Annotated in this window: 11 protein-coding genes; all 11 read left to right on the top strand. The window is 31.4% G+C overall.

The window, feature by feature from the left end; all coding sequences use genetic code 11:
- Positions 1–67 precede the first annotated feature (67 nt).
- The 11 genes from dnaG to MKY69_RS03855 all read left to right on the top strand — a co-directional run bounded on the left by dnaG (position 68) and on the right by MKY69_RS03855 (position 14647).
- Positions 68–1879 (top strand): DNA primase, encoded by a 1812-nt coding sequence (dnaG, locus tag MKY69_RS03805; RefSeq protein ID WP_003106531.1) that lies wholly within the window; start codon positions 68–70, stop codon positions 1877–1879.
- Positions 1880–1887: 8 nt separating this feature from the next.
- Positions 1888–2997: an RNA polymerase sigma factor RpoD gene (rpoD, locus tag MKY69_RS03810; RefSeq protein ID WP_003105447.1), complete on the top strand. Its 1110-nt coding sequence runs from the start codon at positions 1888–1890 to the stop codon at positions 2995–2997.
- Positions 2998–3150: 153 nt separating this feature from the next.
- On the top strand, positions 3151–3489 hold the full coding sequence (locus MKY69_RS03815; RefSeq protein ID WP_013793810.1) for a metal-sulfur cluster assembly factor: 339 nt from the start codon (positions 3151–3153) through the stop codon (positions 3487–3489).
- Between the two features lie 91 nt (positions 3490–3580).
- On the top strand, positions 3581–4432 hold the full coding sequence (rfbD, locus tag MKY69_RS03820) for a dTDP-4-dehydrorhamnose reductase (protein WP_003103693.1): 852 nt from the start codon (positions 3581–3583) through the stop codon (positions 4430–4432).
- A 115-nt stretch (positions 4433–4547) separates the two neighbouring features.
- Positions 4548–5702 carry a beta 1-4 rhamnosyltransferase Cps2T gene (gene cps2T, locus MKY69_RS03825; RefSeq protein ID WP_003106534.1) on the top strand — a complete coding sequence of 385 codons (1155 nt, stop codon included), beginning with the start codon at positions 4548–4550 and terminating at the stop codon, positions 5700–5702.
- Complete coding sequence (locus MKY69_RS03830; protein WP_003105744.1) at positions 5692–6624, top strand: glycosyltransferase family 2 protein; 933 nt, start codon at positions 5692–5694, stop codon at positions 6622–6624. The genes cps2T and MKY69_RS03830 overlap by 11 nt, the downstream gene beginning before the upstream one ends.
- A 3-nt stretch (positions 6625–6627) precedes the next feature.
- Complete coding sequence (locus MKY69_RS03835; protein ID WP_003103004.1) at positions 6628–7431, top strand: ABC transporter permease; 804 nt, start codon at positions 6628–6630, stop codon at positions 7429–7431.
- Complete coding sequence (locus tag MKY69_RS03840; protein WP_103347043.1) at positions 7431–8648, top strand: ABC transporter ATP-binding protein; 1218 nt, start codon at positions 7431–7433, stop codon at positions 8646–8648. Before MKY69_RS03835 ends, MKY69_RS03840 begins: the two co-directional genes overlap by 1 nt.
- Before the next feature lie 10 nt (positions 8649–8658).
- Positions 8659–10434: a glycosyltransferase gene (locus MKY69_RS03845; RefSeq protein WP_340790988.1), complete on the top strand. Its 1776-nt coding sequence runs from the start codon at positions 8659–8661 to the stop codon at positions 10432–10434.
- Entirely contained in the window at positions 10431–12179 is a 1749-nt protein-coding gene (locus MKY69_RS03850) for a rhamnan synthesis F family protein (protein WP_340790989.1), read from the top strand. The genes MKY69_RS03845 and MKY69_RS03850 overlap by 4 nt, the downstream gene beginning before the upstream one ends.
- Positions 12176–14647, top strand: a complete 2472-nt coding sequence (locus MKY69_RS03855; RefSeq protein WP_340790990.1) for an LTA synthase family protein — start codon at positions 12176–12178, stop codon at positions 14645–14647. Before MKY69_RS03850 ends, MKY69_RS03855 begins: the two co-directional genes overlap by 4 nt.
- The last annotated feature ends 4 nt before the right edge of the window (positions 14648–14651 follow it).

Genomic DNA, 14651 nt, shown 5'->3' on the forward strand with positions numbered 1-14651 from the left:
CAATTTAACCTTGTTTTTTTAAATTTACAAAATTCTTTTCAAGTGATATAATAAAGATAAAATTAAAATGGGATTTTTGTGGGGAGGTGAAGTCTTGGCAGTTGATAAAGAAATGATTTCCCAAATAAAAAATAGCCTAAATATTGTTGATGTCATTGGAGAAGTTGTCAGTCTTTCACGATCAGGTCGACATTATTTAGGACTGTGTCCCTTTCATAAAGAAAAGACACCCTCATTTAATGTCATAGAAGACCGACAATTTTTTCATTGTTTTGGTTGTGGCAAATCTGGAGATGTTTTTAAATTTGTCGAAGAATATCGGCAAGTTCCTTTCTTAGAAAGCGTTGAAATTTTAGCTGAAAAAGCTGGTATGGCGGTCAATATAGCCTCACAAAGGCAAGACTATAGTCCACGTGTCTCAGCTCACCAACAATTAATAGCAATTCACGAAGATGCTTTGAAATTTTACCACGCTGTCTTAATGACGACAACTGTTGGGCAAAAAGCTAGGAACTACCTTTATAATAGAGGGATGACAGATGAGTTATTAGAGCATTTTAATATTGGTTTGGCGCCTGATGAAAGTAACTATCTTTTTCAAAGCTTATCAAAAAAATACAGTGAAGAAGAATTAGCAGCTTCGGGCCTTTTTAATTTATCGGAGCAATCTAATACCATTTATGATGCCTTTCGAAATCGGATAATGTTCCCATTAACTGATGAAAGAGGTAGTACGATAGCATTTTCAGGACGGATATGGACTGAAAAAGATCAAGCGGCCAAAATTGCTAAGTATAAGAATTCAAGAGCTACAGTACTTTTTAATAAATCCTTTGAATTTTACCATTTAGATAAGGCCAAGCCTGTTATTTCAAAAACACATGAAGTGTTTTTGATGGAAGGGTTTATGGATGTAATTGCTGCTTATCGAGCAGGTTTTGAAAATGCTATCGCTTCAATGGGGACGGCATTGACTCAAGAGCATGTCAATCATCTGAAAAAATTAACTAAGAAAATCGTTATCACTTACGATGGTGATAGTGCTGGTCAAAATGCAATTGCTAAATCTCTAGATTTATTAAAAGAGTTTCAAGTTGAAATTGTTAGAATTCCAAATCAGATGGATCCAGATGAATTTATTCAAAAGAATTCTGAAGAAGAGTTGGCAAATCTACTTAGTCATTCTAGAATTAGTAGCACAGAATTTTTTATCGATTACTTTTTACCCGAAAATATGGATAATTTGCAGTCTCAGATTGCTTACGTTGAAAAGATAGCGAAAATTATTGCAGCCGATCCATCTATAACAGCACAAAATTCATACATTAATCGTGTTTCTGATTTATTACCAGATTTTGATTACTTACAAGTTGAACAGTCTGTTAACAGTTACCGACTACAAGATAGACAAGAACGACAAGGTCAGATTGTTAAATCGGAATCAACCTTGGTTACGTTACCTATTAGTAAGAGTATAACAGCCTTAGTTCGCACGGAAAATCATTTACTACACCGGATAATTCATAATGATTATTTATTAAATGAATTTCGAACTAAAGAAAATTTTTATTTTGATACACCTAGTTTAGAAGAGTTGTATCAGTTATTAAAAACTAATGGGGAAATTAGTCCCCTGGATTTATCTCAACTTTCTCAAGAAGTCACCCAAGCTTATTATCGCGTATTAGAAGAAAGTCTCCCTGTAGAAGTAGCACCAGGTGAGATTGATGATTTACTGCAAAAGCGCCAGCGATTATTAAAAGAAAGAGATATTCATAAACAAGGAAAACAAGTTAGAGAATCAAGCAATAAGGGTGACCATCAATTAGCCTTAGAAGTTTTGGAAAATCTAATAGCGCAAAAACGAAATATGGAATAGAGGAAAAAATGGCCAAAGAAAACGATATTACAACTTTTAACGTTCAAGTTGCAGATTTTATTCGTAATCATAAAAAAGAAGGATCTGCAGTTGATGATGAAATTACAGAAAAATTAGTTATCCCATTCGTTTTAGATGCTGACCAAATTGATGATTTATTAGAACGCCTGACTGATGGCGGTATTTCTATCACAGATAAAGAAGGAAATCCTTCATCTAAATATGTTGTTGAAGAACCAAAACCTGAAGAACTTACAGATGAGCAATTAATCGGAAGTAATTCAGCTAAGGTAAATGATCCAGTTCGTATGTACTTGAAAGAAATTGGGGTTGTTCCACTATTAACTGGTGAAGAAGAAAAAGAATTAGCAGTAGCTGTTGATGAAGGCGATTTAGAAGCTAAACAACGTCTGGCTGAAGCTAATTTACGTCTTGTAGTATCTATTGCTAAACGCTATGTTGGTCGTGGCATGCAATTTTTGGATTTAATTCAAGAAGGTAATATGGGGCTTATGAAAGCAGTTGATAAGTTTGACTATTCTAAAGGTTTTAAATTTTCAACTTATGCAACATGGTGGATTCGCCAAGCAATTACACGTGCCATCGCCGACCAAGCACGTACTATTCGTATTCCAGTACATATGGTCGAAACGATTAATAAATTAGTTAGAGAACAACGTAATTTGTTACAAGAATTAGGACAAGACCCAACGCCAGAACAAATTGCTGAGCGCATGGAAATGACACCTGATAAAGTACGTGAAATTCTAAAAATTGCTCAAGAACCTGTTTCACTTGAAACTCCTATTGGTGAAGAAGATGATAGCCATCTTGGTGATTTTATTGAAGATGAAGTGATTGAAAATCCAGTAGATTATACAACACGTGTTGTTTTACGTGAACAATTAGATGAAGTTTTAGATACATTAACTGACCGTGAAGAAAATGTATTGAGACTACGTTTTGGTCTTGATGATGGGAAAATGCGTACTTTAGAAGATGTTGGTAAAGTTTTCAACGTTACAAGAGAGCGTATCCGTCAAATTGAAGCCAAAGCACTCCGCAAACTCCGCCACCCAAGCAGAAGCAAACAATTAAGAGACTTTATTGAGGACTGATAAGTGCCAGTGACACTTATCAGCGGTTTTCCTAGAAATTAAAGAGAAAACTGGTTTGGACCTTTTTAACGGTGAGCTTGAAATATAAAACGAGCCTAGAAGATCAAGAAAGAATAAAATCCTTGAAATAGATGAAATATGGAGATATGAGCCATGACTGATGATAAAAAATATACTGACGAACAAATTGCTAAAATTAAAGATCGTATTTTAGAAGCACTTGAAATGGTAATTGACCCAGAATTGGGAATTGATATTGTCAATCTTGGCTTAATCTATGAAATTCATTTTAAGGATGATGGTCATACACAAATTGATATGACCTTAACTACCATGGGTTGTCCACTAGCCGATCTCTTGACTGACCAAATTCATGATGTTATGAAGGATGTTCCAGAAGTGACTTCGGTGGATGTGAAACTTGTTTGGTATCCGGCTTGGACAGTCGATAAAATGAGTCGTTATGCACGAATTGCTCTAGGAATTCGATAAAAAGTATAAAAGGGATGAAATATCCCTTTTTTTATTGTAAAATATATGATAGTTATATACTTGATTACAGCAAGTTTAAGGAGAAAAATATATGATTTTAATTACAGGTAGCAATGGACAACTAGGTACAGAACTTCGTTATTTATTAGATGAAAGAAATGAAGAGTATGTCGCTGTAGATGTAGCAGAAATGGACATCACAAATCCTGAAAAAGTAGAAGAAGTTTTCTCACAAGTAAAACCCACTCTAGTCTATCATTGTGCAGCTTACACAGCTGTAGATGCTGCTGAAGACGAAGGCAAAAAACTTAATCAATTAATCAACGTTGATGGCACTGAAAACATTGCAAAAGCATGTGGAAATCATAATGCAACCTTAGTTTATATCTCAACAGACTATGTCTTTGATGGTCAAAAACCAGTTGGAGAAGAATGGTTAGAAACTGATGTCCCAGATCCTAAAACTGAATATGGTAGAACAAAACGTTTAGGTGAAGAAGCAGTTGAAAAATATGCAGATAAATTTTACATTATCAGAACGGCATGGGTTTTTGGGAATTATGGCAAAAACTTTGTTTTCACAATGCAAGAGTTAGCAAAAAAACATCCAAAATTAACTGTTGTTGATGACCAACATGGTCGTCCAACATGGACACGTACGTTAGCAGAATTTATGACCTATTTAGCTGAAAACAATAAAAATTTTGGCTATTACCACTTGTCAAATGATGCTAAAGAGGATACAACTTGGTATGATTTTGCAAAAGAAATTTTAAAAGATACAAATGTTGAAGTTACTCCAGTTGATTCATCTGCTTTCCCGGCTAAGGCAAAACGTCCACTAAATTCTACAATGAATTTAGATAAAGCAAAAGCTACAGGTTTTGTGATTCCAACTTGGCAAGATGCCTTAAAAGAGTTTTACAAACAAGAAGAAAAATAAAAAAGTTTAGCCAAAGACCATAGCTCTTTGGCTTTTTCTATTGGTAAAATATCGCTATTGCTAGTCTTTTATGCTATAATAATCATTGATTATATTTAGAATGGGGCACTGTGACATGCAAGACGTTTTTATTATTGGTAGCCGAGGTTTACCTGCAAAATATGGTGGTTTCGAGACTTTTGTGGATCAATTAGTGACACATCAAAAATCACCTGATATTAGCTATCATGTTGCTTGTCTAAGCGATACTCAACATCATGAACACTTTGAATATAATGGAGTGGATTGTTTTTATATTAATCCTCCCAAACTTGGTCCAGCTCGAGTCATTGCTTATGATATCATGGCCGTAAATTATGCCCTGTCTTATATTGACCAACATCAAATTGACAAACCGATTTTTTATTTATTAGGGAATACCATAGGTGGCTTTATGGGACCTTTGGTAAAAAAAATTCGGGATCGAGATGGACTGTTTTACATCAATCCTGACGGTTTGGAATGGAAAAGGTCAAAATGGCCAGTTCCGGTAAGATGGTATTTAAAATTTGCTGAAAAGAAGATGACCAAACTTGCTGATTTAGTTATTTCTGACAATATTGGCATTGAAAAATACATTAATGACAACTATCCTTGGGCCATGACTAAATTCATAGCCTATGGAACCGATACTAAGCCCTCTAATTTATCTTTTGAAGACGATATCGTGCGTGATTATTTTTATCAATTTGACTTCAATGAAAAAGGCTATTATTTAGTTTTGGGTCGCTTTGTACCTGAGAATAATTATGAAACGATTATCAATGAGTTTATGACTTCACACACAGAACGGGATTTGATTATCATTTGTAATAATAAAGGTAACGCCTATTATGATACCTTAATTAAAAAAACCGGCTGTAATAGAGATGAGCGTATAAAATTCATTGGGACACAATATGACAGGCAACTTGTTAATTATATCAGGGAAAATGCATTTGCTTATATTCATGGTCATGAGGTTGGTGGAACCAACCCAGGTTTATTAGAAGCGTTAGCTCATACCAATCTTAATTTAGTACTGGGAGTTGACTTTAATAAATCAGTTGCAAGGACCAGTGCACTCTATTGGACTAAAAAAGAAAATGACTTATCACAGTTAATTGATAGTGTCGACGAACGTTCAAACTATGAGTCGCTAGGCCAAGAAGCTAAGAAAATTATTCAGGAAAATTACACATGGGAAAAAATAGTAGAGGAATACGAGGCTTTATTTTTAAATGAAAATTAATATTCTGATGTCTACATACAATGGGGAAAAATACCTAGCCCAACAAATTAAAAGTATCCAAGATCAAACTCTTACTGATTGGAAACTTTTAATTCGAGACGATGGGTCTAGTGATAGGACACCTCAAATCATTAAAGAGTTTGTAGACATAGATTCTCGAATTGTTTTTATTAATGAAAATGATCGAGAAAATTTTGGAGTTATCAAAAATTTTTATACTTTAGTAAAACATGAAGTAGCTGATTTCTACTTTTTTAGTGATCAAGATGATTATTGGATACCAAGGAAACTTGAAATATCTATTGAAGAGGCATTGAAATATAATGAAAGTGAACCACTTTTAGTTTATACAGACTTGTCAATTGTCAATAATCAATTGGAAGTTTTGCAAGAAAGCATGATTCGTTATCAATCTGATCACGCTAATACAGATTTATTATCAGAATTAACAGAGAATTCTGTGACTGGTGGGACATCAGTCATTAATCATTGTTTGGCAGAATTATGGACACAGTCTGATAACTTATTGATGCATGATTGGTATTTAGCCTTAATTGCTGCAGCAAAAGGCAAACTAGTTTATATCGATCAGCCAACGGAGCTATATCGTCAGCATGAAGCTAACGTTTTAGGAGCTAGAACGTGGTCAAAACGAATCAATAGTTGGATCAATCCAAGCCAATCTCTAAAGAAATATTGGTGGCTAATTACATCAAGTCAAAAACAAGCAAGTTATTTACTTGAATTGGATATAGATAATTTTAAGAAATCTATGATTGAATCATATGTAACTCTGATTGAACAACCCTTTTTAACACGCATAGAATTATTAAGAAAGTATGGTTTTAAAAAAAATAGACCATTTCACACATTTATATTTAGAACTCTAATTATTACAAAATTAGGGTATAGGAGAAAGTAAGTAATGGAATTATTCAGTAAAAAGAATCGTATTCTTTTGAAAGAATTAGTTAAAACTGATTTTAAATTAAGATATCAAGGAAGTGCCATCGGTTATCTATGGTCCATCTTAAAACCGCTAATGATGTTTACAATTATGTATTTGGTCTTCATCCGCTTCTTGAGATTAGGTGGGTCTGTACCGCATTTCCCTGTTGCCTTGTTATTAGCCAATGTTATTTGGTCATTCTTTTCAGAAGCGACAGGTATGGGAATGGTTTCGATTGTAACAAGGGGAGATTTACTCCGAAAGTTAAATTTTTCTAAGCATACAATTGTCTTTTCTGCTGTATTAGGCGCATTAATCAATTTTTCAATCAATCTAGTAGTCGTACTTATCTTTGCGGTCATTAATGGTGTTACCATTTCTTCACATGCATACCTTGCAGTATTTTTATTTATTGAACTATTTGTGTTAGCCGTCGGAGTAGCTTTGCTTTTATCAACATTATTTGTTTATTATCGAGACTTAGCTCAAGTTTGGGAAGTTTTGATGCAAGCTGCCATGTATGCGACACCGATAATTTATCCTATTACATTTGTATCTGACCAACATCTTTTAGCAGCAAAAATTCTAATGTTAAATCCACTTGCACAGATGATTCAAGATTTTAGATATTTGTTAATTGACAGAGCAAATGCGACAATTTGGCAAATGTCACATAATTGGTATTATGTTATTATTCCCTATATTCTACCTTTTTGCATTTTGGCTTTAGGAATTATTGTATTTAATAAAAATGCTAAGAAATTTGCGGAGATTATCTAATGACAGAAACTAAAAAAGAAATTGCAGTAAAAGTAGAACATGTTAGTAAATCCTTTAAATTACCGACAGAAGCAACAAAAAGCTTTAGAACAACTTTAGTCAATAGATTCAGAGGGATAAAAGGTTTTACAGAGCAACGTGTTTTAAAAGATATTAATTTTGATGTACATAAAGGTGATTTTTTTGGAATTGTTGGACGAAACGGCTCTGGTAAATCTACATTATTAAAAATCATTTCACAAATCTATGTTCCTGAAAAGGGTCAAGTGACTGTTGATGGTAAAATGGTTTCATTTATTGAGTTAGGTGTGGGCTTTAATCCAGAATTAACTGGACGCGATAACGTCTATATGAACGGTGCCATGCTTGGATTCACACAAGAAGAAGTAGATGGTATGTATGATGATATTGTTAGCTTTGCAGAGTTACATGATTTCATGAACCAAAAACTAAAAAATTATTCTAGCGGGATGCAAGTCCGCTTAGCATTTTCTGTTGCAATTAAAGCACAAGGAGATGTTCTAATACTTGATGAAGTATTAGCGGTTGGGGATGAAGCATTTCAACGAAAATGTAACGACTACTTTATGGAACGCAAAGCTAGTGGAAAGACTACAATATTAGTTACCCATGATATGGGTGCTGTAAAAAAATATTGTAATCGTGCTGTGCTTATTGAAGACGGCTTAGTAAAAGCGTATGGTAACCCTGACGATGTAGCCAATCAATATAGTTTTGACAATGCTATTGTGACAGATGAAGTTGAAACTGCTGAAGAGGGTCAAAAAGTACAGAAGAAAGAAGTTATCTTAATTGATAATTTTGATGCTAAGTTGTTAACATCACCGCAAATTTCCCCTGAAGATGAAATAAAAATTGAATTTAAATACAATGTTTTAAGAGATATGGATACTCATATTGCTTTGTCATTCATAGATATTGATACGAACTTGGGTTTGTATAATGATAATTCGATGGATTTAATGACAAAAGGAAAAGGCGAAAAAGTAGTCTCAATTACTTGTAAATTACCATTTATTAATCATGCAAAACTGAAACTTGCAGCAACAGTTCGTGACAAGGATAAACATCCAATAGCTTTCCTCTCAACTAGTGCTGTGCCTGTTATTTTAATTAATCGAAAAATAGATGTAGCAGACGAATCTGAATGGGACGCCAATACTGGTATTTTAAGAAGAAATAGTAATTGGAAATAAGAAGGTTGTTATGAAAAATATACTATTTATTTCACCAACTGGAACTTTGGATAATGGAGCCGAACAGTCTATTACAAGCTTAATGGGTCATTTGGCAGAGTCAGGATATCATATAATTAATGTCGTCCCCTCAGAAAACCATTCTACAACTGAAAATTATCATAAAAAAATGGAGAGTAACAATATTGAGTTAATCCCACTAGAGTATAAAAATTGGTGGTGGGAAGATGCTCCAGGAATTAAAAAAGATAGTCTTCAAGATAGAACATTATTTTATCAAAAATATGTATATGAATTAAGACAATTAATTCAAGAAAAATCGGTTGATATTGTAATTTCAAATACAGCAAATGTTTTTCAAGGAGCCATTGCTGCTGCAATAGAACAGAAAACCCATTATTGGTTAATTCATGAATTTCCTTTGGAAGAATTTTCATACTATAAAAAATTAATACCATTAATGGAGAGCTTATCTGATAAAATTTTTGCTGTATCCGGAGAATTAGAGTCACATCTACAGAATTTATTTGAGAATAGTGAAAAATTATCATCCTTCGTTCCATTTGGCGCCTTTCAATCAAATCTAAAAGATAATGTAAATGATGATATTCGATTGGTTTCTATAGGTAGAATCAATGACAATAAAAATCAACTTGAAATACTTAAAGCTTATTTACACTTATCATGTCCACGTCCAAATTTAATTTTTATTGGTGACTATGATGAAACTTATAAAAATAAATGTGATCAATTCATCTCTGAGAATCAGTTAACAGGGATAACATTTATACCAAATAAATCTAATCCATGGGATTATGTTACAGGTAGTGATATTATTTTATTAACCTCTAAAATGGAAACATTTGGTTTAGTTTATGCAGAGGCTCTATTAAATGGTGTACCAACAATTGCAGCTAATAACCCAGGGTATAAATCGGTAACAAACTATTTTGGATTTGGCCAGTTGTATGAGTTAGGAAATGTTCAAGATTTAGTAAATAAAATTCAATCTTATCTAGCAAATTATAATGATTTCAAAAGCAGTGTATTAAATCAGGTAAATAAAATTCAAAATCTTTATACTATGGAAACTGCTTATTCTAATATTTTAGAAGTCTTGAATGGTGATGGTGGTTATAAAGAGAAATCATATTTTCCATTATTGAGCAACTTTATAGGTGCATATGATCCTCAAGAGATTTTTTCACCAGCAAATAAAGAAAATGTGAAAATATATTACAGATCTGATTCAGAAAATTGGGATGAGCGCAGATGTATTAGTTACTCATTAATTAACAAAGATAAAATATCATTTTCACTTCCAGACAATACCTTTGAAGTAAGAATTGATATGTCTGAAAGACCTAGTTATTATAAAGAAATTCGACTTAAAAATATTGAAGATAATACACAACTACTTCCCAAAACCATTTCGGGAATAAATGTTGGGGAAAGTTATTATTTCAATCATGTGGATCCTCAGATGATTTTTAATATTTCTTATTTAAAAAGCAAAAATTTTGAATTAAGTTATCTTGTTTCAAATTTGTCTCACCTTTATCAAGATGATTTTCTCCCTGATTTCTTATCATCCCAACTTAATAACGTACTAAAAAAACAAAAAGAATATGATTATCTTGAAATTCTTAATAATCAGTTGTATGAAAGAAATAAAGAAATCCAAACCCAGTTAGAAGAAATGGTTGTCAGATATAACTCGGTAACACATTCTAGACGTTGGACAATTCCAACAAAGATTATCAACTTTTTAAGGAGAAATAAATGAAGCGTCTGCTTTTGTATGTTCATTTTAATAAATATAATTTAGTGAGCTCTCATGTTCAATACCAGCTAGAACAGATGCGACCTTTATTTTCAAAAATTATTTTTATCTCAAATAGTCCTGTTTCAAATATTGATATTGAAAACTTAAAATCAAAAGGATTATTTGATGATTTCATTCAAAGAAGTAACAGTGGTTTTGACTTTGCTGCCTGGCGTGATGGAATGGCTTATATCGGTTTTGATGAATTATCAAACTTTGATAATGTTACAACTATGAATGATACTTGTTTTGGTCCATTATGGTCTATTGAAAACTATTATGAGAAATTTGAGCAAGATGACAAAATTGATTTTTGGGGTTTAACTAATAATCGCAAAACTAAAGATTTTAAAGAGCATATTCAAAGTTACTTTATGTGCTTTAAAAATGAAGTTTTAAAATCAGATGTATATTTAAATTTTTGGAAGGCAATAATTGAATTTTCTGATGTTCAAGACGTTATCAAGCACTACGAGACTCAGGCCACGACTAGATTGATTGAAGCTGGATTTAATTACAGTACAATTTTTAATACTGTAAAAGAAGATGCTAGTCAATTACTGCATGCTGATTTTTCTTATTATCATCCCACAGCGATTCTTCAACATCGAGTACCTTTCATCAAAGTAAAAGCAATAGATAATAATCAACATATAACTCCATATTTATTGGACTACATAAAAACAGAGTCTACTTATCCAGTGGATTTGATTGTTGAGCATATGTCAGATATTAATTATCCGGATTTTAAATATCTATTAGCAAATAAATATCTAAAATCTGATTTGCCAAGTGAAGTAATTAATAAAAAAGTTGCAATTCATTTACATACTTTTTATGTTGATCTTTTACAAGAATTTTTAAGTGCATTTGAGAATTTTCATTTTGATTATGATTTGTTTATTACAACTGATATCGAAGAGAAAAAAACACAAATTGAAAATGTATTGAATGAAAATAATCAAAAAGCTGAGGTCTTTGTAACTGGTAATATTGGTCGCGATGTTTTACCAATGTTGCTTTTAAAAGAAAAATTGTCAGTTTATGACTACATTGGTCATTTTCACACCAAAAAATCCAAAGAAGCTGATTTTTGGGCTGGAGAAAGCTGGAGAAAAGAGCTTATCAAAATGTTGGTCCTTCCAGCAGATAGCATCTTAGCAACTCTTGAAAAAAATAAAGTAGGTATCGTTATTGCTGATATGCCGACTTATTTCCGTTATAATAAGATAGTAACGGCTTGGAATGAAAATCTTATAGCCCCGGAAATGAATGAGTTATGGAAAAAAATGGGATTAACAAAGTCCATTGATTTCAATCATCTTCACACTTTTGTCATGTCCTATGGAACCTTTGTCTGGTTTAAATATGATGCTTTAAAGCCTTTATTTGACTTGAACCTGACAGCAGAAGATGTACCTGCTGAGCCATTACCTCAAAATTCAATATTACATGCAATAGAAAGGCTATTAATTTATATTGCTTGGAATCAACATTATGATTTTAGGATTTCTAAAAATCCAGTTGACTTAACTCCATTCATCGATAATAAATTATTGAATGAACGTGGAAATGGTGCACCAAATACCTTTGTAGACTTCACTTACATGGGTGGTATAAAAGGAGCATTAAAATATATTGTGATAGGACCTGCTCGAGCAATAAAATATATAATTAGAAGGTTAGGTGAGAAAATTAGGAAATGAAAAAAAATAAATTTGGAAAGAATTGGTTAGGAATCTTAAATGTTGTAATATTATTCATTACGACTTTTATCATGAATTTTTATCTAGTAAATAAATCAATTTTGACTAATGTTGCTGGTTTAAATATTAATTACAAATCATTATTATCATTAGAAACGAAATTTGCATTTATTTCATTAATAATTTTCCTTATATATCTTTCACTGTACAACAATATTAAAAATTTTATAAAATCAATAATTTCAATAGTAGTTTACTTGTTAATCAGTATCTTCATTAGATTTTCTTCAAATTTGAATAATATTAAGATCGATTATATCAGTTTACTAAAAAATGAAATTATATCTAATAGAGCTTTGATTATAATTGTTGTATTATTATTGATCAGCTTAGTGTTTCACTACCTTATACTGTTTTTTGAAAAGTTTGATAGATTTGAAAAAGTACATCTCAATACCCAAACTTACGAAATTATTATTGGTTATCTAGTTTCATTAATAGCATTTGCTTCGTCGAATATATCGATATTTTATAGCGAATCAATACCCAATTTAACACAAAGCAATGGTTATTTTGACTTTGTCTTGCTTACATTGATTATAACATTTGTTTTATTTGCTTTGTTTTCAACGATAGTACTTTTGTTTTTGAAAGGTTTTCGTCAATTAATCCATCTTGATATGGGGTTTTCAATTAGTTTATCAACTAGTCTAATTTTTGCCATACTATTGAATTTTTTGTTACAGTATGGTGTTAAAGCAGATTCTGACTTTATGGGGATTTTCTATTTTGATGGTGCCACATTTTTTCAAATAACTTTATTAACTTTAGTCTTTATTCTTTTTTATGCTATTTTAAATGATTATCTAATAAGTACATTATTAGTTATTTTGACTACTATACTTATAGGAGTTGTTAATTTTGTTAAAGTCAAAATGAGAAGTGAACCTTTATTAATTACAGACATTGTATGGATAAAAGATATTAAACTAATTTTAAGTTTTTTGGATAAAAAGTACTTGTTATATTTAATATTATTAGTTGTTATTCCATCCATAATTTATTTTGTGTTTAAGAAGAAATTTAAGAATGTTAAAAGTTTCAATGGAACTGTGTTCCGAACTACAACTATAGTTATTGTTTTTCTATTATTATTTTCTGTTTATCAAATATTCAGGAATGAAAAAAAAGGTAAGATTATAGAAAATATCCCTGTATTATCTAAATTGAATAATTCGTTGGATATAGCTTATATGGGGCATTTAACCAATTCTCAATATAAATCGGTTTCTTATGTCTGGATAAAGCAAATTAGTAAGCCAGTCATGGAAAAACCTTATAAATACTCAAAAAAACAAATTTCAAAGATAGTAAAAAAATATAGTAAAAGAGCTGATGAGATTAATGCAACGAGAAATAATAACATTACTGACGAAACAGTTATTTTCATATTAAGCGAGAGTTTTTCAAAACCCGAAAGATTGCCAGGAGTTTCTATTTCTAAAGAAATATTACCTAATATTAAAGAAATAGAAGATAATAATACATCTGGATTAATGAAATCCGATGGTTACGGTGGAGGAACTGCTAATATGGAGTTGCAGTCATTGATTGGATTACCATATTATAATTTATCCCCAGCAGTTTCAGTTATGAATACTGAAATAGTACCGAAAATGAGTTACATCCCTTCAATTTCAAATTATTTTTCTAATAAGAATAAAATTGCAATTCACTTAGGGGATTCTCACACTTATTCAAGAAAAGATGTATATAATCGAATGGGGTTTGATACATTTGTTGCATCAGAAGGAACCGGAAATTTACCAACAATTTCTGAAAAATTAGGTTTGTATCCTTCAGATAAATCAACTTATCAAAATGTGTTAGATAAAATTGATAAAAAAAATAGTCAATTTTTCTCTGTAATTACTTTTCAAAATCATGTTCCATGGTTACAAGAACAACCAGCAGATATTGCAGCTACTGGGGAAAATTTTGATGAGAATCAGTTAAACTCATTAAATAGTTATGTTAAATTAATGTATGCTACTGATATTGAAACTAAATCCTTCTTGGACAGTCTAAAGAAAATTGATAAAAAGATTTCAGTTGTTTTTTATGGAGATCATCTTCCTAGTTTCTATCCAAATTCAATATTCAAAGAAAACCCCAATTTAAAATATGAGACTGATTTCTTTATTTGGAGTAATTATAAAAATAAAAAATATAAATATAGTAAAGTAAATTCAAGTGATTTTCCTGCATTGTTATTGAAACATACTAATTCAAAAGTAAGCCCATATGATGCACTTTTAACAGATGTATTAGAAAAGGCAAGTATTGATAAAAATAATCTTGATAATGACGGAAAAGAAATAAAGAATGACTTAAAGATAATTCAGTATGATATAATATTTGGCTCTCGTTATCTTAAACATTATAAATCGTTTTTTAATTTGAAATAGAGGT

Source organism: Streptococcus sp. FSL R7-0212 (genome assembly GCF_038007985.1).
Taxonomy (GTDB): Bacteria; Bacillota; Bacilli; order Lactobacillales; family Streptococcaceae; genus Streptococcus; species Streptococcus parauberis.

Coding starts and splice junctions, on each gene's coding strand:
- cps2T (WP_003106534.1), top strand. CDS start 4,548: ATGCAAGACGTTTTTATTATTGGTAGCCGAGGTTTACCTGCAAAATAT.
- MKY69_RS03815 (WP_013793810.1), top strand. CDS start 3,151: ATGACTGATGATAAAAAATATACTGACGAACAAATTGCTAAAATTAAA.
- MKY69_RS03845 (WP_340790988.1), top strand. CDS start 8,659: ATGAAAAATATACTATTTATTTCACCAACTGGAACTTTGGATAATGGA.
- MKY69_RS03835 (WP_003103004.1), top strand. CDS start 6,628: ATGGAATTATTCAGTAAAAAGAATCGTATTCTTTTGAAAGAATTAGTT.
- rfbD (WP_003103693.1), top strand. CDS start 3,581: ATGATTTTAATTACAGGTAGCAATGGACAACTAGGTACAGAACTTCGT.
- MKY69_RS03850 (WP_340790989.1), top strand. CDS start 10,431: ATGAAGCGTCTGCTTTTGTATGTTCATTTTAATAAATATAATTTAGTG.
- MKY69_RS03855 (WP_340790990.1), top strand. CDS start 12,176: ATGAAAAAAAATAAATTTGGAAAGAATTGGTTAGGAATCTTAAATGTT.
- dnaG (WP_003106531.1), top strand. CDS start 68: ATGGGATTTTTGTGGGGAGGTGAAGTCTTGGCAGTTGATAAAGAAATG.
- MKY69_RS03830 (WP_003105744.1), top strand. CDS start 5,692: ATGAAAATTAATATTCTGATGTCTACATACAATGGGGAAAAATACCTA.
- rpoD (WP_003105447.1), top strand. CDS start 1,888: ATGGCCAAAGAAAACGATATTACAACTTTTAACGTTCAAGTTGCAGAT.
- MKY69_RS03840 (WP_103347043.1), top strand. CDS start 7,431: ATGACAGAAACTAAAAAAGAAATTGCAGTAAAAGTAGAACATGTTAGT.